The sequence below is a fragment of the Stenotrophomonas aracearum genome, from assembly GCF_031834615.1.
Taxonomy (GTDB): domain Bacteria; phylum Pseudomonadota; class Gammaproteobacteria; order Xanthomonadales; family Xanthomonadaceae; genus Stenotrophomonas; species Stenotrophomonas aracearum.
In genome coordinates, this window is the sequence record NZ_CP115543.1 from 4,246,704 (window position 1) to 4,267,500 (window position 20,797).

Sequence of the window (20,797 nt, forward strand, 5' to 3'; positions counted from 1 at the left end):
GCTCTAGAAGATTTCCACCTCCTCAGCGGTCGGCATCCACAGCCGCGGCACGGGGAGGTCGCTGGCCACGGGAGGATGATGCAGCAGATCTGCCTCGGCAGCTTCCCTGCGTTGTGGATGGGCCTTGTCCAGCAACGCGGCTCGGATGCTGGCGCGTGCCGCTTCCAGCTCACTTTCCGTCGCTTTCCATTGCGGGCGGGTTCGTTCCAGCTCCCGGGTGATCATGAGGTTGAGTCGCCATTCGGTACGTTCGGGGTTGTCCAGGAAATGGAAGAACACGCGCAGCTTCACCTGCTTCAGCACGTTGGTCAGGGCGGTCAGGCGCCGGTCGCAACTGGTGGCGCAGGGATGCATGTCGGAGATCATCACCATCTCCCCGCTCAATCCCTCCACGGGTGTGTTGCTGGCCGCCCGAAGCGGCGCTGCCAGCTCGGGCTTCGCTGCGATCAACGCAGCAAACCAGCTGTCCAACGCCTTGCCTTCACTGCAGGATCGGATCTCGAACACCCGGTAGTTGCCGGGTTCGAGGTCGCGTACATTCGATGGCAGGAAGCGTGCGTCGCCGAGTAGTTTCTGCAGCGTTTCAGGAAGCGCATGCCGCGGCAGTGCTTCCAACTGCGCATCGGCCAGGTCGGCGAGCCTGACCCATCCGGGCGCTCCGTCGGCTCCATTGGGCCCCACGCGCGCGCGCAGGTCATCGTCCGTCAACGTCACCAGTCCAGAGCTGCGTGCCCGCTCGCTGCTGGTGGTCAGCAGGTCGGCACCCATCGCGTAGTCGGTACGGAAGCGATCGATGGGAGGAATCGGTGCTGCTGTGCGTTGTTTGCCTTTTCCCTTGTAGCTTTTCTCGACAAGTTCATCGGCAACGAAGACACGGCGGATCGGCGTGCTGCCCACGTAGTCGGGGCTACTCATCCATGCCACTGGCGGGCCACTGTAGGCGACGCCCTGGGAGGGGAAGTTTTGGAGCACAACGGGTTCGCCGTTGAGTCGCAGATCCTGGAGGTCGTAGGCGACGAAGTTCTTGAGGCGGAAGTTGCGCTCATGCATCAGGTCCTTGCCGCCCAGTTCAGCCACGCGCGCCAGCTTGGCGTCCGGGAGTTCCAGGCCCTGCGCCTGCAGCGCGCGCTTTTCGAGTCTCAGCGCCTCAAGCTCGTTCTGCAGATCCCGGATGCCGGCGTACTCCTGCTCGGCGCGGGTGTGCACCTGGAACAGCCGCGCGTTGACTGCATCACGCGTAGCAACTTCCTCCGGACTCAGCGATACGCTCGCCGGCGGATCGCACCCGTCTACACCCCGCTTTACCCTGCCACCGGGCGAGCGCGGCATCGAACAGACCCGCATCAGCGGGGTCCGCTTCATGTGATTCACGACCGCGCGTCGCAGCGCGCTCGGGTCGGAAAGCGCGTTCCGCTCGGTCGCTGTCAGTTGTGAGAAGACACCCTCCTGCCAGCTCTTGATGTCACCGCGGGCACCGCTGCCACCCGGGATGTAGGGATGACCGTCAGCGCCGAAGGCCAATTGGCCCACCACGCCTTCCTGTGACTGTCGCCGGAACACCAGCATGACGGCGTCGGTTGCGGTGTCGGCCGTGACCGTCCACACCCGCTCCGGAAGAACGTCCTGGAGATGGGCGCCGAGCTCCTGCACCTCCGAAAGCGAGCGGATGCGACCGCCCACCACCGCTTCGCGCTGCCTGCGCCGCGAGCGGTTGCCGAGCACTTCGGCCACCTTGCTGGCGGTCCGCTGGGGAAACAGCCACGCCTCGGCATGCTGTTTCAGCACGCGGTCGCTGCTGACCAGCGCTTCGGCCTCGGCGCGGGTCAGTTCGGGGTAGTGCTTGACCAGGTTGTCCGCTGCTGCGGGCAGGCGATGTTGCATGGCCGCCCAGCGCTGCCAGGTCTGCAGGCTCTGCGCAGGAGCAGCGGCGATGGTACGGCCCAGCTCGCGACGCACGGCTGCCATGAGCTCGGGCCGGCTGGCATCTTCGGCCAGGCCCAGTCGGTCGATCAATGCCAGCTCGTCGGCTGCGTCGACCAGGGCCTCCAGGCTGGGCAGTGTCCGCGCATCCTCGGTGCGGACATGCAGCCCCACCGGTCCCATTCCGAAGCGTGCCACGCGCGTCCAATCGCCGAAGTCCTCGGTGTAGGTTTCCACGCTGCGCCCGTTGCCGAGCGCAGGCGTGTCCGCCCACGCACGCAGGACCATCGCTTCGTCGCCGGGCAGGCCCAGGCTGTCGGGAGAATCGCAGAGCTGCTGGATCCGCGCCGTCATCGTCATCTCGCGGACGGTCTGCAGCAGGTCGGTGTCCGGCCGCTGCTTGAGCGTCATGAAGCCAAACACGGCTTCAAGCTGATCCAGCTTGTTCGGCGACAACACTTCCGCTTCCGGGACGCGCTTGATCCAGTCCGGCTTGGTCGGCGACGGCAACGGGGTGGTGGTGACCCGAACGGCCGCCCGTTGTTGCATGCGCCGCCACTGGCCATCCTTGAAGTGCACCGGCGCGCCGGCTGCGTCGCCGTCGCTTCGATCGCGCAGGCGGCGCACGCCGTTGCCGTCCACATAGCTCTCGACGAACTCACCGTTGCGCTGCAGGTACTCGCGGCCCTGCTGCAGGTACAGCGTGCCGCCGTCGGGAAGCGGGCGTGACAGCATCGGCGCCTGCTCCAGCGTGGCGCGTGGCTGCACCCATGCCGTGCCCAGCGTGCCGTCGGCAGCGAACGCCCGCGACTGCAGGCGCCAGTGGCGCAGGGCGTCGGCTGCGTCGGCGACGGTGTCCAGGCTGCGCCTGCCCACCTGGTACAGCAGCTCGCGGATCCGGTTGACCTGCGCGAAGTCGATCCCGTCGTACAGGGCTTCTGCCAAGGCCATCAGCGCGGCGTCACGGTCGCCACGTTCGAACTGCTCGAAGCCCTCCTCGATGCTTCGTCCCACCAACCCCAGGGTGCCTGCCAGACACAGCAGGGTGGCGGTGCCTCCGCTGGCCAGCGAGCACAGCGCGCCTACACCGACCGCGCCCATCAGGGTGAAGGTGTCTGCAAACCGCTCCAGCTGGCTGACGGTCATCTCGTCGACGTCGTCCACGCGCGCGGCGATCAGCGCCTCCGCTGCGGCGTCAGGGCCCTGCGTGGCCGCGAATCCCACCGGGATGGCGTAGCTGGCCGAGGTATGCGCGAACATCGCGGCCAGGTCGGGGTGGTGGCGGTACTGCGCGCGCGCGCGGATGTAGGCTTCCGCGCCCGGTTGGCGCAGCCATTGGCCGAATGCGCGCGCGTCCAGCAGCCGGTCGCCCTGCGCGGTGTCGGGCAGGAACACATAGGTGCCCGCGGTGCTGCGGATCGCCCACAGCCCGACCAGCGCATGGTCCTTGAGGGTGACCGCCTGCAGCGACGACGGCCGCGCGCCGTCGGGATCCAGCCGTGCGTGCGCGGCCTTCAACGCCGTGCGCGTGGCCACGTCGATCGCGCCATTCTGGTAGGCCACCTCGATCATCCACCCGGTGCGGGCCCGCAGCTGGTCGGCCAGGGCACCGGCGAATGCATTGCCGTCGGCACTGTGCGGCAGCGCCTGCAGGTGCTCGATGTAGGCATCGGCCAGCGCGTTGCTGTCGGCGTAGTCCTCCAGCACGCCGCACAGCGCGCGGCGCAGCGCCGGGTCCTGCAGCTGCGCGCCAAGCGAGGCGTCGATATCCGGTGTGCCGTATGCGCCGGCCTGGTAGGCCACCAGCTGCATCGCGTCGAGGGTGCGGTCGTCCAGCCAGGGCGCCGGCTCCAACCGTGCCTCGGGCATGCCGGCCGCGTCCGGCGACCAGTCGGGCAGGTTGGCCGGCATCGAGGGACGGCGCAGCCCGTGCCGCTGCCAACCGCTGGTGGCCCAGTCGGTCAGCGCCATCTCGTGGACGCCCACGCGCAGTCGCACCCGGTCCGGGTCGAAGCCGTCCAGCGATCCTTGCAGCCCGGCCATGCGCAGCGCGCCGGTCATCGCGTCGCAGACGCTGTCGTGTGCGTGCTGGCGCAGGCTCTGCAGCGCGGTGTCCTGCTGCAGGCGATAGGCGTTTTCCGCGTTGACGTTGGCAATCCCGAGCGGACTCCAGCGCAGCAGGTTGCGGTCCAGCTGCTGCTGCGCCAGTCCCTGCCCGTGCACGACCAGCGCGTCTGCCCACGCCTGGCGTTCGCCTGCCGGCGTATCCACCGGGGCGAAGTCGAGCCGGAAACTGTCGGCCGGGTTCCAGGCCTTGGCGCTGCGGTCGCCGCTCTGGTAGTGCGACCAGCGCGACTCCCAGGACTGCACGCGCTCGCGCAGCGCGGCGCGTTGTGCCGGCATGGCGGCCTGCACGATGTCGCCGGCCAGGGTGCCGTCGATCCTGCCATTGGCGGCGAACATGCCGATGCGGGCACGCTGGGCGTCCAGGAACTGGCGGAAGGCGCCTTCGTCGCCAAACGCCTGGAAGCTGGCCAGGTCGGAGCGGTACAGCACCACCTGGCCGCGCAGGCCCGGCTCGCCGGCACTGCGCAGCACCAGGTAATTGGGCACCTGCACGGAGATCGGCGTGCCATTGGGCAGGCGGTCGGTGTAGGTCAGGGTCGCGCGCTCCACCGCGCTCGTACCCTGCAGGAAGCCCAGTACCACGTCGGCGCCACGCCGGTGCGCGTTGCCGCTGCCCAGTGCGCCGTGCGCCTTGGCCTTCAGCGCGTCGATGGCCAGGCGCGCCTGCACCGCGCGACCCAGCGCCGGGCGCAGCTGCTCGACACGGGCGTTGATGTCGCCACGCAGGCGTCGCGCCTCGGCGCTGCGCACGAAGCGGGTCAGCTGGGCGCGTTCGGGGGTCGACACGGGTGTGCCGTTGCGCAGGAACACCGGCGTGCCCTGCGCATCACGGGCCAGGCAGAATTCGAGCAACGGCAGGCGGTCATCCACGGCCATGCCGGCCACGCGGGCGGACGGCAGGCGCACCTCGATGTCCTGCCAGTCGCCCTGCCAGCCCGCCGTGCGCAGGGCCGCACGCATCGACGCGCCGGCGCTGTCCTGCACGGCAGACAATGCGGGGCGCAGGCCACGCAGCGCCTGCCATTGGCCGACCAGCAGCTCCTGCTCGGTCGTCGGCAACTTCGCGACCCATTCCCAACCTGGACGCGTGGCGATGTCGTGTGCCATCGCCACCGACCAGCGGCGCATGCTCTGCACCTGCTGCAGCAGCTCCGGATCATCGCGCAGGGCGTCCAGCTGCGCGGCAGTCACGCCCTGCAGCTGTGCGGCGTAGTTGCGATGCGGTGGTGTGGGTGCGGCCGGGGAGGCCGATGCTGCGCGTCGGGTGCGACCGCTGCGCGCGGCGGGTTCGATATCGCCCAACACCAGATCCAGTGCAGTGCCCCAGTTGCCATCCGGCAGTTCCACCGGGGCGTTGGCGAGCTGGCTGGCCACCTCCGTGGTCGTCGCCGCAGCCGGCACGGCGGGCCACAACCACTGCTTCAGCCCCCACGCTGCGGCGCCGAGGCCACCGAGGCTGCCTGCAACGGCGCCATACAGCAGGCCGCGGCGCAGGCCGGGCGCGCTGCGGGTGGTCGCGGCCGCGGTTGCGCCCGCGCCGACCTGCACCGGCGCTGTTACCAGCGGCGTGCTGGCGGTCACTTCCTGGAGCGGCACCGCGCCCATGTCGGTCATTTCGATGGAGGGCGGCCCCTGCGGCACGGGTTGGAAGCCGCCGCGTCCCCACTGGCCCAAGGCGGTGAGGCCGGCACCCAACCAGGGAATCCATCCCACCTGCGGACGCGCGGCCGGCGATGCAGCGGCGTCCGACTCTGCGGCAGCTCCCTCAGATGCAAAGGGCGTTGCAACGCCTCCACCCGAATGAGGCAGTCCGGGCGCTTGCCAGACTTCCTGCCCGACATTCGCTACATCCCACGGCGGAATGATCGCCTCGCGCCGGTCCACCGCCTTCTGATGCGCAATGCGTTCCAGCTTCTGCGCAGGCGTCAGCGGGACCTTGGGTGCGGCGAGGTCTGCTCCCTGTGCCGATGCCACCGGCTCCAGCAGCGCGCCGCCCACGCCGTTGAGCACGGCGATGCGCTGCCAGTGGTTGGGCAGCTCCGCGACGAAACGGCCGATGCCCTGCAGCTGGCGGCTCGGCGGGGGCAGCGCGCGTTGCACCTGCCAGAGCAGCGCGGCCACCGCCAGCGCGGACAGCAGGTGGCCGCCGGCCAGGTTCGGGCGCAGCTGCGCGTCCGTTTCACTGATGCTGTCGTGCAGGCTGGCCAGGCCGGTGCGCACGGATTCGGGCAGCGACTGCAGCAGCGCATCGAACTCGGCATGGCTGCGCAGCGACGGCAGCACAGCGGCCAGTGAGGGCAGCACCCCCGCCAGGCTGCTCCAGCTGCCGCTGAACGCCGCACGCGCCACCTGGCCTGCGCTCATTGCGTTGTTGGCCCAGCTGGGCAGCGCCGCAAGCAGGGTGCTCCATGCGGCACGGTCGAGCACGGTGCCCAGCACGTTCAGGCCGAGATCGCGCACCACGTTGATCTCGTGGTCGCGCGCGGCCAGCGCCTTTTCCATATGGGCGGTAACCGCGTCCCGCTCGGCTTGCGTGGTCGCTGCGGCGAGATGGCGGTCCATGATGTCGGCCACCTTCCAGCTCTCGGGCGGGTAGGCCGCCCGGATCCTGCCGCGTACGTCGGCTTCGCGGTCGCTCAGCACCCGCGCCAGTGTTTCGGTTGCCAGCGTCGACGGCAGTGTCGCGTTGCCTACATGGTCCGGGCGGATGCTGTCCGCATCCTGCGCGGCGGGTGCGTTGGGGGTGGCCGTGTGCCGATCAAGGGTGGAGAGCAGCAGGGCGGCGCGATCTAGCGAGGGCATGGGTACTTCCGTACGACGTGGGGCGGCGCTGGACTATCACGCCGCCCCCGGAAGTACCGATTGCATGAATCTATCGTTTTTCGCGATTTGTGTAGATGCGCTCAATCAAGATTCAGACTGATTGCATTTTTCGTCGCAATCGAGCGGATGCACGGAAAAAGAAAGCGCCCGAACATGTCGGGCGCTTTCAGGGTGTCGCAGGAACGGGGCGTTGCCGTCAGCTGGACAGATGCTCGATCGCCGCCACGCTGCCCAGGCGGTCGCCCAGGCGCTTGAGCAGGGCCAGGCGGTTCGCACGCAGCTTCGGATCTTCCGCGTTGACCATCACCGCGTCGAAGAACGCATCCACCTGCGGGCGCAGGCGGGCCAGGCGCGCCAGCACGCTCATGTAGTCCTTCTGGTGCAGGCTCGCGTTGCTGTCATCGATGGCGGCTTCCACCGCTTCGGCCAACTCGCTTTCGGCAGGTTCCACCAGCAACGACGGGTCGACCATGCCGGGAATCTCGCCGTCCGCCTTGCGCAGGATGTTGCGGATGCGCTTGTTGGCCGCAGCCAACGCTTCGGCTTCCGGCAGCGCCGCAAACGTGCCGATCGCGTCGATGCGGCGGTCGAAGTCGTACAGCGACGCCGGCTTCAGCTCGGCCACCGCATTGAAGTGCGTGGCCGGCACGCCCTTGTCGGCGTAGTAGCCGCGCAGGCGGTCGAGGATGAAGTCGTACAGCTCCTGCGGCAACGCGTCGGTCTTGCGCTCCGCACTGGGCTGCACGGCGGCCGGCAGCCCGGCCAGCGCGCTGGCCAGCAGCGCGCGCAGGTCCAGGTCGAAGCCCGACTCGATGATCGTGCGTGCCAGGCCCAGCGCATTGCGGCGCAGGGCGAACGGGTCCTTGTTGCCGGTCGGCTTCAGGCCCGCGGCAAAGCCACCGGCCAGCGTGTCCAGGCGCTCGGCGATGGCCAGCACCTTGCCCAGTTCCGACAGTGCGATGTCGTCGCCACCGAAGCGCGGCTGGTAGGCCTCGTCGATCGCCAGCGCGACCTCGGGCGATTCGCCACCGGTCACCGCGTAATGACGGCCGGCGATGCCCTGCAGCTCCGGGAACTCGTTGACCATGCGCGATTGCAGGTCGTTCTTGGCCAGCAGCGCGGCGCGCTTGGCCAGCACCGGGTCGGCACCCACCTGCGGCGCGATCGCCCCGGCCAGCGCGACCACGCGCTGCACCTTGTCGGCCACCGAGCCCAGCTTGGCCTGGTAGGTCACGGTCTTCAGGCCGTCACCCATCGATTCCAGGCCCTGCTTGAGGTCTTCGTCGAAGAAGAACTTGGCGTCGGCGAAGCGCGGGCGGATCACCCGCTCGTAGCCCTTGGCCACTTCGGCCACGTTCTTCGACTCGATGTTGGCGATGCCGATGAACTTCTCGGTGAGCTTGCCGCTGGCGTCGAGCACCGGGAAGAACTTCTGGTTGATTTCCATGGTTTCGATCAGCGCTTCCTGCGGCACCGCCAGGAATTCGCGTTCGAAACTGCACAGCACCGGCGCCGGCCATTCGACCAGGTTGACCACCTGTTCCAGGTTGTCGTCGGTGATCCGCGCCTGGCCACCGGCCGACGCCGCTTCGGCATTCACGGCCTCGACAATGCGTGCACGGCGCGCGTCGGGGTCGACCAGCACGCAGGCGGCCTGCAGCGAGCTCACATAGTCGTCCGGCTGCGACAGCCACACGGTCTTGTCGTGCATGAAACGATGGCCACGGCTCATGCGGTCGGACTTCAGGCCCAGCACCTCGGCGTCGACCACATCCTTGCCGTGCAGCAGCACCAGCCAATGCACCGGACGGGCGAAGCCGTAGCTGTGGCTGCCCCAGCGCATCGGCTTGGGAATCGGCATGCCGGCCAGCGCCTCGGCCAGGATCTCCGGCAGCAGGCTGGCGGTGCGCGCGCCCGGGGTCACCGAACGGTGCACGAAGCGCTCGCCCTTGGCGTCGCTGGTCCGTTCCAGCGCGGTCCAGTCGATCCCGGCCTTCGCAGCGAAGCCCCGCAGCGCCTTGGTCGGCTGGCCGTCGGCGTCGAGCGCGATGTTCAGGTACGGGCCGAGCACTTCGCCCTTCTGCTCCGGCTGCTCCACCGCCACGCCAGGCAGCAGCACCGCAAGACGACGCGGGGTCGAAAGCGGCTTGGCCTCGCCCTTTTCAACGGCCACGCCACGCTTGGTCAGTCCATCCACAACACCATCGAAGAAGGCCTGGGCCAGGCCCGGCAGCGCCTTCACCGGCAGTTCTTCGGTACCCAGTTCGATCAACAGCGGCAGCATCGTGCTCATGCCTGCACCTCCTTGGCCGCCACCGCTTCGATGCGCTTGGCTTCATACAGTTTTGCCACCGCCTGGGCCAGCGCGCGCACGCGCAGGATGTAGCGCTGGCGCTCGGTCACGCTGATCGCGCGGCGCGCGTCCAGCAGGTTGAACGAATGGCTGGCCTTGCAGACCTGCTCATAGGCCGGCAGCGGCAGGCCCACCTCGACCAGCTTCTGCGCTTCCTTCTCGCAGGCGTCGAAGCGGTGGAACAGTTCGTCCACGTCGGCGTACTCGAAGTTGTAGGTGCTCTGCTCCACTTCGTTCTGCAGGTACACGTCGCCGTAGGTCACCGGCGTGCCGTCCGGACCGTAGGTCCAGACCAGGTCGTAGACGTTGTCGCAGTTCTGCAGGTACATGCACAGGCGCTCGAGACCGTAGGTGATCTCGCCCAGCACCGGCTTGCACTCCAGGCCACCGGCCTGCTGGAAGTAGGTGAACTGGGTCACTTCCATGCCGTTGAGCCACACTTCCCAGCCCAGGCCCCAGGCGCCCAGCGTCGGCGATTCCCAGTTGTCCTCGACGAAGCGCAGGTCGTGCACCAGCGGGTCGATGCCCAGCGCCTTGAGCGAATCCAGGTACAGCTGCTGGATGTTGTCCGGACTCGGCTTCATTGCCACCTGGTACTGGTAGTAGCGCTGCAGGCGGTTGGGGTTCTCGCCGTAGCGGCCGTCAGTGGGACGGCGCGAGGGCTGCACGTACGCCGCGTTCCAGCTTTCCGGACCGATCGAGCGCAGGAAGGTCGCCGGGTGGAAGGTGCCGGCACCGACCTCCAGGTCCAGCGGCTGGATCAGCACGCAGCCCTGCTGCGCCCAATACTGGTTGAGGGTCTGGATCAGGCCCTGGAAAGTGATCGGAACGTTCGGGTTCGCGGACATGCGGCGGATTCTTGCCTGCAAAGGGGGTGCGCTAGTATAGCGAGGGACCTGCAACCCCCGCTTCGAGGATTCTGGCGCCATGGAACACCGCTCACCGGCAACGCTCGCCCCCGCCCCGCAGCCCCTGCCGCCGGGCCGGCTGGTGTTCGAGCAGGTCGCGGCGGCCATGGTCGCCGACGGCCTGGTCGCGGCGCAGGACGTGGAGCGCATCCGCTTTACCGGCCAGGGCGCACGCAACGCCAGCGAAGTGCACCCGCTGGTGCTGCTGGCCAACCTGAAGCTGGCCGCGGCCGGCGGCGGCGAACTGGGCCTGGAGCGCCTGACCCAGTGGCTGGCCGAACGCACCGGCACCCGCTACCTGCGCATCGACCCGACCCGGGTGGACGTCTCGGCAGTGACCGCGCTGGTCTCGCACGCCTACGCCCGCCGCCACCGCTTCCTGCCGCTGGCGGTGGACAGCGAACGGCTGCTGGTGGCCACCAGCGAACCGCTGTCCCAGGAATGGCTGCTCGACCTGCAGCACCTGACCCGCCGCCGGATCGAGCTGGCGATGGTCAATCCGCTCGACCTGCACCGCTACACCATGGAGTTCTATGGGGTCACCCGCTCGGTGCGCGGCGCCCGCAACGACTCGCGCAGCGAGACCAACGGCACCCTGCCCAGCTTCGAGCAGCTGGTGGAGCTGGGCCGCGCCGGCGATGTGAACGCCGACGACCAGCACGTGGTGCACATCGTCGACTGGCTGCTGCAGTACGCCTTCGAACAGCGTGCCTCGGACATCCACCTGGAGCCCCGTCGCGACATGGGGCGCATGCGCTTCCGCATCGACGGCGTGCTGCACAAGGTGTTCGAGGTGCCGCCGGCGGTGATGACCGCCGTGGTGAGCCGCATCAAGGTGCTGGGCCGCATGGACCTGGCCGAGCGCCGCCGCCCGCAGGACGGGCGCATCAAGACCCGTTCACCGGGCGGGCGCGAGGTCGAAATGCGCCTCTCCACCATGCCTACCGCGTTCGGCGAGAAGTGCGTGATGCGCATCTTCGACCCCGACGCGGCCTTCAAGAGCATCGACCAGCTCGGCTTCAGCCCGCAGGAAGCGGCCGGCTGGACCACCCTGGTCGAGCGCCCGCACGGCATCGTGCTGGTCACCGGCCCCACCGGCTCGGGCAAGACCACCACCCTGTATTCCACCCTCAAGCGCCTGGCCACGCCCGACGTGAACGTGTGCACGGTGGAAGATCCGATCGAAATGATCGCCCCGGAATTCAACCAGATGCAGGTGCAGACCAACATCGACCTGGATTTCGCCGCCGGCGTGCGCACCCTGCTGCGGCAGGACCCGGACATCATCATGATCGGCGAAATCCGCGACCTGGAAACCGCGCAGATGGCGGTCCAGGCCTCGCTGACCGGCCACCTGGTGCTCTCCACCCTGCACACCAACGACGCGCCCTCGGCGATCACCCGCCTGCTCGACCTGGGCGTGCCGCATTACCTGCTGGCCAGCACCATCAACGGCGTGCTCGCCCAGCGCCTGGTGCGCACCCTGTGCCCGCACTGCAAGGTGCCCAAGCCGCTCACCGCCGCCCAATGGGCGGTCCTGGCTGATGCCGATGAAGCATTACCAGAGTCGGGCACGCCATATGCACCGGCCGGTTGCCTGGACTGCCGGCGCACCGGTTTCCTCGGCCGTGTCGGCCTGTATGAGTTGCTGCCATTGGGCCCGCGCCTGCGTGGGCTGATCCGCGCGGACATGGACCTGGCCGGTTTCAGCCAGGCCGCGCGTGCTGAAGGAGTGAGAACCCTGCGTCGCGCGGCACTTGAAAAGGTGGCAGCAGGGCTGACTACAATCGAGGAAGTCCTGACCGTACTGCCTCCGCGAGATGAACCGCACGCCCTTCCTGATTCTTGAAACCGGCCAACCGGTCGCCTCGCTGCGCCGCTACGGCCGTTTTCCGCACTGGATCCGGGTCGCCGCCGGCCTGGACGCCGACGAAACCGTGGTCGTCGACGTGGTCAAGGGCGACGAGCTGCCCGACCACCGCGACTTTGCCGGCGTCATCATCAGCGGCTCGGCCGCCTACGTCACCGACCGCGCCGACTGGAGCGAGCGCAGCGCGCACTGGCTGCGCGCCGCCGCCCATGAAAACCGCCCGGTGTTCGGCATCTGCTACGGCCACCAGCTGCTCGCGCACGCCCTCGGCGGCGAAGTGGCCTACAACCCCGCCGGGCGCGAGTCCGGCACCATCGAACTGGCGCTCGAACCCTCGGCCGTGGACGACCCCCTGTTCGCCGGCCTGCCGGCCCGCTTCCCGGCCCACGCCACCCACCTGCAAACCGTGCTGCGCGCCCCCGAAGGCGCCGCCATCCTGGCGCGCTCGGCGCAGGACAACTGCCACGCCTTCCGCTGGGGCCAGCAGGCCTGGGGCGTGCAGTTCCACCCCGAGTTCGCCACCCACCACATGCGCGGCTACGTCCGCGCCCGCGCCGAGTGCATCAGCCGCCATGGCGGCTGTGCGCGCAGCGTTGCCCGCGGCGTCAGCGCCGCCCCGCTGGCCCGCCAGCTGCTGCGCCGCTTCGTCCGCCAGGCCCGCAACAACTGAAAGCCAGGCGTCGAGCGCCTTTCCTTCAGGTGAGGCGCGCGGAAAACAGCCATAATCGATCCGATCCAGGGCGCACGCGCCCTTCCCCCTGTTCGGAATGGTATGAGCGAGATTCGCAAGCTGCCCGCCTCGGCGGGCGCCCAATGGCTGCTGGACGCGTTTTCCCTGTATCGCCGCGCACCGCTGCAACTGGCGGTCCTTGGCGTGATCGGCATGTTGGTCAGCTCGCTGATCCTCGTGCTCGCCCAGGCCCTGCCCAGCTGGCTCGGCGTCATCGGCCAGCTTCTTTCGGTCGCCGTCGGCCCGCTCGTCTTCGGCGGCATGCTCTGCGCCGTGCGCGAAGTCGACGACGGCCACCGCGCCACTCCCGTGCACCTGCTGCAGCCGATCCGCGACCGCCGCGTCAGCCACCTGCTGGTTCCGCTGGCCATCCAGCTGATCGCCATCATCGCGCTCGGTTCGCTGCTCTACCTGATGATGGGCAGCGAAGGCCTCACCGCCTCCGCCGAGATGTTCCGCAAGATGCAGGAACTGCAGCAGTCCGGCGCCACCCCCAGCAACGAACAAACCCTGGCCCTCATGGCCGGCGTCCCGGTGATGCGCATCCTGCTCTGGATCCTGCTCGCCTTCGCCACCTTCGTCGCGCTGAGCATGGCCATGTTCACCCAGCCCGCCCTGGTCGTGTTCGATCACCAGAGCGGCATGCACGCCCTGCGCATGAGCCTGCAGGGCTGCATCCGCAACTTCGGCGCCATGGCCGTGTTCATGCTGCTCGGCCTGATCGCCACGCTGTGCATCTACTTCCTCGTGGTCATCGCCATGCAGCTCGCCATGCTCGTCGCCGGCGTAGGCGCCGCCGCCTTCGTCATGCAGCTGGCCATGTCCACCGTCATCATGCCGCTCTACGTAGGCGCCGTGTACGCCGCCTGGAAGCAGATGTTCGACCACCGCGGCCGCACCACCCCGCCGCCAGTGCCGCCCAGCAACGGCCCGGGCAACATCTTCGCAGCATAAGTCGGAGCCGGGCAGAGCCCGGCTCTACTGTCCGCACACCGCAATCCATCGGGGGCGGCCGCCGGGTAGCCCCCGGAGGGACGCTAGAAAACATGGATGTTTTCTAGCAGCCCCCATGGACGGGTTCACGGCGTGTCCCGGAGCGGGGCTGCCCGGCGGCCGCCCCAGCACGTAAGAACTGAAACGCTGCTCTCAGCGCAATCTAGAAGCGAAGCGAATCACTGCGTCTGCTTCTCATCGCTTTTCGAAGGCACCAACCACCGCGAAGCGTGAATCCCAAGCTCATAGAGCAGCACCATCGGAATCGCCAGCATCAGCTGCGACACCACGTCCGGTGGCGTCAACACCGCCGCCAGCACGAAAATGCCCACGATCGCGTAACCCCGGCCTTCCTTGAACTGCTGCGGCGACACCCAGCCCAGCAGCGTCAGGATCACCATCGCCACCGGCAACTCGAAACTGCTGCCGAACGCAAAGAAGATCGCCAGCACGAAATCCAGGTACGCATTCGCGTCCGGCGTGATCGCAATCACATCCGGCCGGAACGTCGTCAGGAAATGGAACACCGCCGGCAGCACCAGGAAATACGCAAACGCACAGCCGATGTAGAACAGCAGCACCGACGTCGCCAGCAACGGCACCGCCAGCCGCTTCTCCCGCGCATACAGGCCTGGTGCCACGAACGCCCACAGCTGGTACAGCAGCCACGGCACCGCAATGAACAACGCCACGAAGAACGTCAGCTTCAGCGGCGCAAAGAACGCCCCCGCCGGATTGATCGCAATCATCGACTGCCCATTCGGCAGCTGCGAAATCAACGGGTGTGCCAGCCAGTTGTAGATCTGCCGCGAAAACGGCATCAACCCCAGCAGCACCACCCCCAACCCGATCAGCGCCCGCATCAACCGCGCCCGCAACTCGATCAGGTGTTCGATCAACCCGCTTTCCGGATTCTCATTGCCACTCATCGCGGCACCTCCGGCGCAGCAGGCGGCGGATCACGCGGCGCCTGCCCATCGATTCCCGGCGGCGCCATCGCATCGCGGGTTTCCTCCGCCACCACATGCTGCGCCACGCTCGCCGGCGAACCCGGCGCAGGCCCCGTCATCACCGGCTCCTCGCCTGGCGCGACCGCAGCGTCCGTCGCATGCACCTGCTGGCGCACCTGCTCCGCCTCGCGTCGCACCGCCTCACCGCTCGCGCGCAGCTGCGCTTCCGTGTCGCGCACCGACTCCTGCGCCTCACGGAACTGACGCTTGATCTCATCCGCGTGCAGCTCGCGCTCAAGCTCCTGCTTCACCGAATCCCACTGATTGCGCGCACGTCGCACCCACAGCCCCGCAAAGCGCGCCGCCTTCGGCAGCCGCTCCGGACCCAGCACGACCAGCGCGACGACCGCGATGACCAGCAGCTCACTGAAACCAATATCGAACACGGCATGCCGCCTTGATCAGCGACGGTCGCGGTCGTGCTCGTTCTGCGACGTCGTCGACGGATCCTGCGGACGCGACTCATCGCTCAAGTGCGCGGTCGGCTTGTCGTCGTCGTCGCGCATGCCCTTCTTGAATTCCTTGACCGCACTACCCAGGTCCTTGGCCCCACTGGTCAGCTTCTTGGTGCCGAACACCAGCAGCACGATGACCAGTACCACCACCCAATGCCAAATGCTGAAACTGCCCATGATGTTCTGCTCGCATTACCTGGAAACCAAGCCTTGAGCATAACGCACCGCCGGGAGGGCGGCGCGCGTGACGAAAGTCAGTTTCCGTCCAACGACTCGGTACGGACCTCACCCTCACCCACCGGCTGGAAGCCCTGCTGCGGTGCCGGCTGCGTTGGAACCGCCTGCAACGGCGCCGTGGTGGCGCCCGCATTGGCCTGTTCAGCTACCGCCGGGGCCGCCTGCTGCGGCTGCGGGCCTGCCGGCCGCGGCGCCGGCGCGCTGCTGGCCGTGCCCCGGTTCTGGCGGGCCGAGTAAGTTGCCTCTTCCAGGCGGTCGCGGAAGGCCACCACGTCCATCGACGGCTGCGCCGTGGTGCGACCCTCGATGATCATCCGCGCCGTGGTGTTGCTGCCATACGCGTCCAGGTTGGACTCGTCATCGATCTGCAGCACCGCCCCGTCCAGCGCCACACCCGCGAACAGCCCGCGCGCGCGCGACCAGGACCAGATCTCCGCCTTCAGCTGCCCGTCGGTGGCCGCTGCCGCGTTGCGCCCGACCGGACCGGCCGCCACGCCGGCATCGGCGCCCAGGGTGAACTTGCCGTTGACGATGTTGTCCAGGCTGCGATCGTTGCGGAACACCAGCACCACGTCCGACGACTGCACACCGGCCTGGAAGCCGATGCTGCCGCCGGTGAGCTTGATGAACGCCGGGCTCGACCAGCTGCCGTCCGGATTCTTGACCGACATCAGGCCATGCCCACGACGGCCGCCGATGACCAGACCCGCCTTGATCGTGTCGGGAATGACCACCACCGCCCGGGCTTCATCCAGCAGCTTGTCCGGGATGCCCTGTTCGGGGATCGCCTGGATCTCATTCAGCACGCGCACCGCATTGCGGGCGCGCTGGTCCTGCTCCGGCCCGGCGAATGCCGGGGTCGACAGCAGGCTGGCGGTGATCAGCAGTGCAAGGCTCAAACGGCGCATGGGTGCTCCAGAAAGGGGGGGAATCGAAATACGGACGATTCATAAAATAGATCGCTTCCCCGAAATTAGTGGGGTTCTTATGAATCCGCAATGAGTATGCACGCGCTGTCGCGCAGACCTGCGAGAATGTCCCCATGCTCGACGCACCCGACACCGCCGTGCTGGCGGTCAATCTAGGCACACCCGAGACGCCCACCGCCCCTGCGGTGCGGCGCTACCTGGCGGAATTCCTCAGCGACCCGCGCGTGGTCGCGATTCCGCCGTTGCTGTGGAAGCCGCTGCTGTACGGGCTGATCCTGCCCCTGCGCGGCGGCCGGTCCGCCGCCAAGTACGCCCAGGTCTGGCTGCCCGATGGCTCGCCGTTGATGGTGCACACCCGCCGCCTGGCCAAGGCCATGCAGCAGCTCATGCCCAACCTGCGCGTCCGCCACGCCATGCGCTACGGCGCCCCGGCGCTGACCGCAGAGCTGGACCGGCTCGCCGCCGAAGGCATGCGACGGATCGTGGTGCTGCCGCTGTATCCGCAGTACTCCACCACCACCACCGCCTCCATCGAAGACCAGGTGCGCGACTGGCAGCCGCGGCATCCGGGCGTCACCGTCACCCTGGTGCGCGACTACGCGGTCGACCCGGACTGGGTGGCCGCCGTGGCCGGCAGCATCCGCCACTGGTGGGCCGAACACGGGCGCGGCGAGCGCCTGGTGTTCTCCTTCCACGGCATTCCGCAACGCCTGGCCGACGCCGGCGATCCGTATCCGCAGCGCTGCGAAGCCAGCGCCAAGGCGATCGCGCAGGCGCTGGCGCTGGGCCCTGACGACTGGCAGCTCACCTACCAGTCGCGCTTCGGTCGCGAGAAATGGCTGCAACCGTATGCCGAGCCTACGCTGTGGGCGATGGCCGAGCGCGGGATCAAGAAGATCGACGTGGTCTGCCCCGGCTTTGCCACCGACTGCCTGGAAACCCTGGAAGAAGTGGCGATGGGGTTCACCGAGACGGTGGCCGAGCGCGGCGCGCAGATGCGCTACATCCCCTGCCTCAATGCCGATCCCGCGCATGCGCTGGCACTGTCGCGGCTGAGCATCGCGGCGCTGACATGAGGCTGGAACCGTTCACCCTGCCGGTCGACGGCAGCATCGTCGCCGGGCTGCGCTCGGCCGCCACCGAAGGTACGCGCGTTCTGGCGCTGCATGGTTGGCTCGACAACGCCGCCAGCTTCGTACCGCTGGCCGATGCGCTGCCGGACCTGCAGCTGGTGGCCATCGACCTTCCGGGTCACGGCCACAGTGCGCACCTGCCGCATGGCACCCAGTACAACACGCCTGGCGCGATCTGCCACGTTCTGGACGTGGCCGATGCATTGGGCTGGGATCGCTTCATCCTGCTCGGTCATTCCATGGGCGCCGGCATCGCCAGCCTCACCGCTGCGGCGGCGCCCGAACGCGTGGAACGCCTGGTCGCCATTGAAGCACTCGGCGGCCTGCGTGGCCCCGAAGATGAAACCGCGGAGCGCCTGCGCGAGCACGTGCGCGCCGCGCGTGCACTGCCCTCGAAGAAACTGCGCGTGTTTGCCGACCTGGCCGCGCCGGTACGCGCGCGGATGATGGCCAATCAGCTCAGCGAGCCGTGCGCACGCCTGCTGGTCGAGCGCGGGGTGATGGCGGTCGAAGGCGGCTACAGCTGGTGCAGCGACCAGCGCCTGATGCTGCCCACCGCGATGCGGATGAGCGAAGCGCAGATCGACAATCTGCTCGCCGCGATCGAATGCCCCACCCAGGTGATCTACGCCACCCCGGCGCAGTCGTACTACCCCGAACCGCTGCGCAGCGAGCGCATCAAACTGCTGCGCGATGGCCGCCTGGACGTATTCCCCGGCACCCATCACCTGCACATGGAGCACCCGCAGCTCGTAGCGGACGTGATCGCGCGATTCCTCGCGGAATAATTTCGGGTACAAAGAAAAAACCCCGCTGCATGAGCAGCGGGGTTTTTGGGGTGTAAACCCTGGCGATGACCTACTCTCGCATGGCTTGAGCCACACTACCATCGGCGCAGCTGCGTTTCACTTCCGAGTTCGGGATGGGATCGGGTGGTTCCACAGCGCTAATTTCACCAGGGAGACGGTTGGAGTGTCGCCACGAATCCGGTCGGATTTCGGGCGCCAGCCTCTCATAGGTCTTGTGACGTAGCGTGCACTTGGTATCCATCGACATGTCATGTCGGCCAAGGCAACTTGAGGTTATATGGTCAAGCCACACGGATCATTAGTATCAGTTAGCTCAATACATTGCTGTACTTACACACCTGACCTATCAACCACATAGTCTATATGGTTCCTTCAGGGGGCTTGTGCCCCGGGAGATCTCATCTTGAGGCGCGCTTCCCGCTTAGATGCTTTCAGCGGTTATCGCTTCCGAACATAGCTACCCGGCAATGCCACTGGCGTGACAACCGGAACACCAGAGGTTCGTCCACTCCGGTCCTCTCGTACTAGGAGCAGCCCCTCTCAAATCTCCAACGCCCATGGCAGATAGGGACCGAACTGTCTCACGACGTTCTGAACCCAGCTCGCGTACCACTTTAAATGGCGAACAGCCATACCCTTGGGACCGACTACAGCCCCAGGATGTGATGAGCCGACATCGAGGTGCCAAACACCGCCGTCGATATGAACTCTTGGGCGGTATCAGCCTGTTATCCCCGGAGTACCTTTTATCCGTTGAGCGATGGCCCTTCCATACAGAACCACCGGATCACTAAGTCCTAGTTTCCTACCTGCTTGATCCGTCGATCTTGCAGTCAAGCACGCTTATGCCTTTGCACACAGTGCGCGATGTCCGACCGCGCTGAGCGTACCTTCGAGCTCCTCCGTTACTCTTTAGGAGGAGACCGCCCCAGTCAAACTACCCACCATACACGGTCCCCGACCCAGATAATGGGCCCAGGTTAGAACGTCAAGCACGACAGGGTGGTATTTCAAGGATGGCTCCACTGCAGCTAGCGCCACAGTTTCATAGCCTCCCACCTATCCTACACAGACGAACTCAACGTTCAGTGTAAAGCTATAGTAAAGGTTCACGGGGTCTTTCCGTCTTGCCACGGGAACGCTGCATCTTCACAGCGATTTCAATTTCACTGAGTCTCGGGTGGAGACAGCGCCGCTGTCGTTACGCCATTCGTGCAGGTCGGAACTTACCCGACAAGGAATTTCGCTACCTTAGGACCGTTATAGTTACGGCCGCCGTTTACTGGGGCTTCGATCAAGAGCTTCGCCTTGCGGCTGACCCCATCAATTAACCTTCCAGCACCGGGCAGGCGTCACACCCTATACGTCCACTTTCGTGTTTGCAGAGTGCTGTGTTTTTGATAAACAGTCGCAGCGGCCTGGTTTCTGCGGCCCTCTTCAGCTATAGCTCGCATGAGCCACCAAAAAGGGCGCACCTTCTCCCGAAGTTACGGTGCCATGTTGCCTAGTTCCTTCACCCGAGTTCTCTCAAGCGCCTGAGAATTCTCATCCTACCCACCTGTGTCGGTTTACGGTACGGTCTGCGTAAGCTGAAGCTTAGGAGCTTTTCCTGGAAGCGTGGTATCAGTGACTTTGTCTTAAAGACTCGTCTCGGTGCTCGGTCTTAGAGGATCCCGGATTTGCCAAAGATCCAAACCTACCGCCTTTCCCCCGGACAACCAACGCCGGGTACACCTAACCTTCTCCGTCCCTCCATCGCACTTACGCGAGGTGCAGGAATATTAACCTGCTTCCCATCGACTACGACTTTCGTCCTCGCCTTAGGGGCCGACTCACCCTGCGCCGATTAACGTTGCGCAAGGAAACCTTGGGCTTTCGGCGTGCGGGTTTTTCACCCGCATTATCGTTACTCATGTCAGCATTCGCACTTCCGATACCTCCAGCAGACTTCTCAATCCACCTTCAACGGCTTACGGAACGCTCCTCTACCGCGTACATATAAATATGCACACCCCAAGCTTCGGTTCACTGCTTAGCCCCGTTAAATCTTCCCCGCAGACCGACTCGACCAGTGAGCTATTACGCTTTCTTTAAAGGGTGGCTGCTTCTAAGCCAACCTCCTGGCTGTCTGTGCCTTTCCACATGGTTTTCCACTTAGCAGTGAATTTGGGACCTTAGCTGTGGGTCTGGGTTGTTTCCCTTTTCACGACGGACGTTAGCACCCGCCGTGTGTCTCCCATACAGTCCGTCTCGGTATTCGGAGTTTGCAATGGTTTGGTAAGTCGCGATGACCCCCTAGCCATAACAGTGCTCTACCCCCGAGAGGATACATATGAGGCGCTACCTAAATAGCTTTCGAGGAGAACCAGCTATCTCCGGGTTCGATTAGCTTTTCACTCCTAATCACAGCTCATCCCCGTCTTTTGCAACAGACGTGGGTTCGGGCCTCCAGTACCTGTTACGGCACCTTCACCCTGGCCATGACTAGATCACCCGGTTT

General features: G+C 66.5%; 12 protein-coding genes and 2 rRNA genes (1 of these 14 running past the window's edge). 5 read left to right on the forward strand and 9 right to left on the reverse strand.

The window, feature by feature from the left end; translation table 11 throughout:
- Positions 1-3 precede the first annotated feature (3 nt).
- From PDM28_RS18930 to glyQ, 3 genes are all read right to left on the reverse strand, one after another.
- The gene (locus PDM28_RS18930; RefSeq protein WP_311183245.1) at positions 4-6,849 is read right to left on the reverse strand and encodes a hypothetical protein; all 6,846 of its coding nucleotides are present in this window, start codon (positions 6,847-6,849) and stop codon (positions 4-6) included.
- A 217-nt stretch (positions 6,850-7,066) separates the two neighbouring features.
- Entirely contained in the window at positions 7,067-9,163 is a 2,097-nt protein-coding gene (gene glyS, locus PDM28_RS18935; protein WP_311183246.1) for a glycine--tRNA ligase subunit beta, read from the reverse strand.
- Positions 9,160-10,071 carry a glycine--tRNA ligase subunit alpha gene (gene glyQ / locus PDM28_RS18940; RefSeq protein WP_102946159.1) on the reverse strand — a complete coding sequence of 304 codons (912 nt, stop codon included), beginning with the start codon at positions 10,069-10,071 and terminating at the stop codon, positions 9,160-9,162. The genes glyS and glyQ overlap by 4 nt, the downstream gene beginning before the upstream one ends.
- A 79-nt stretch (positions 10,072-10,150) precedes the next feature.
- On the opposite strand from glyQ, the gene PDM28_RS18945 reads away from it, so the two are divergent.
- From PDM28_RS18945 to PDM28_RS18955, 3 genes are all read left to right on the forward strand, one after another.
- Entirely contained in the window at positions 10,151-11,980 is a 1,830-nt protein-coding gene (locus PDM28_RS18945; protein WP_311183247.1) for a GspE/PulE family protein, read from the forward strand.
- Entirely contained in the window at positions 11,952-12,671 is a 720-nt protein-coding gene (locus PDM28_RS18950) for a glutamine amidotransferase (protein WP_311183249.1), read from the forward strand. The genes PDM28_RS18945 and PDM28_RS18950 overlap by 29 nt, the downstream gene beginning before the upstream one ends.
- Before the next feature lie 102 nt (positions 12,672-12,773).
- Complete coding sequence (locus PDM28_RS18955) at positions 12,774-13,685, forward strand: BPSS1780 family membrane protein (RefSeq protein WP_311183251.1); 912 nt, start codon at positions 12,774-12,776, stop codon at positions 13,683-13,685.
- 218 nt (positions 13,686-13,903) lie between these two features.
- Here PDM28_RS18955 and tatC read toward each other — a convergent pair whose 3' ends face one another.
- From tatC to PDM28_RS18975, 4 genes are all read right to left on the reverse strand, one after another.
- Positions 13,904-14,653, reverse strand: coding sequence for a twin-arginine translocase subunit TatC (gene tatC / locus PDM28_RS18960; RefSeq protein WP_311183252.1), 750 nt, complete (start codon positions 14,651-14,653; stop codon positions 13,904-13,906).
- Entirely contained in the window at positions 14,650-15,120 is a 471-nt protein-coding gene (tatB, locus tag PDM28_RS18965; RefSeq protein WP_311183253.1) for a Sec-independent protein translocase protein TatB, read from the reverse strand. The genes tatC and tatB overlap by 4 nt, the downstream gene beginning before the upstream one ends.
- 15 nt (positions 15,121-15,135) lie before the next feature.
- Complete coding sequence (tatA, locus tag PDM28_RS18970) at positions 15,136-15,366, reverse strand: Sec-independent protein translocase subunit TatA (protein ID WP_102946153.1); 231 nt, start codon at positions 15,364-15,366, stop codon at positions 15,136-15,138.
- A 77-nt stretch (positions 15,367-15,443) separates the two neighbouring features.
- Positions 15,444-16,334, reverse strand: coding sequence for a lipid-binding SYLF domain-containing protein (locus PDM28_RS18975; RefSeq protein WP_102946152.1), 891 nt, complete (start codon positions 16,332-16,334; stop codon positions 15,444-15,446).
- Between the two features lie 134 nt (positions 16,335-16,468).
- Here PDM28_RS18975 and hemH point away from each other — a divergent pair, with 134 nt between their 5' ends.
- Complete coding sequence (hemH, locus tag PDM28_RS18980; RefSeq protein WP_311183254.1) at positions 16,469-17,431, forward strand: ferrochelatase; 963 nt, start codon at positions 16,469-16,471, stop codon at positions 17,429-17,431.
- Positions 17,428-18,276: an alpha/beta fold hydrolase gene (locus PDM28_RS18985; protein ID WP_311183256.1), complete on the forward strand. Its 849-nt coding sequence runs from the start codon at positions 17,428-17,430 to the stop codon at positions 18,274-18,276. Before hemH ends, PDM28_RS18985 begins: the two co-directional genes overlap by 4 nt.
- 57 nt (positions 18,277-18,333) lie before the next feature.
- Here the strand turns inward: PDM28_RS18985 and rrf are convergent.
- Positions 18,334-18,448, reverse strand: a 5S ribosomal RNA gene (gene rrf, locus PDM28_RS18990).
- Between the two features lie 126 nt (positions 18,449-18,574).
- Positions 18,575-20,797: ribosomal RNA gene (locus PDM28_RS18995) — 23S ribosomal RNA — on the reverse strand (it continues 656 nt past the right edge of the window).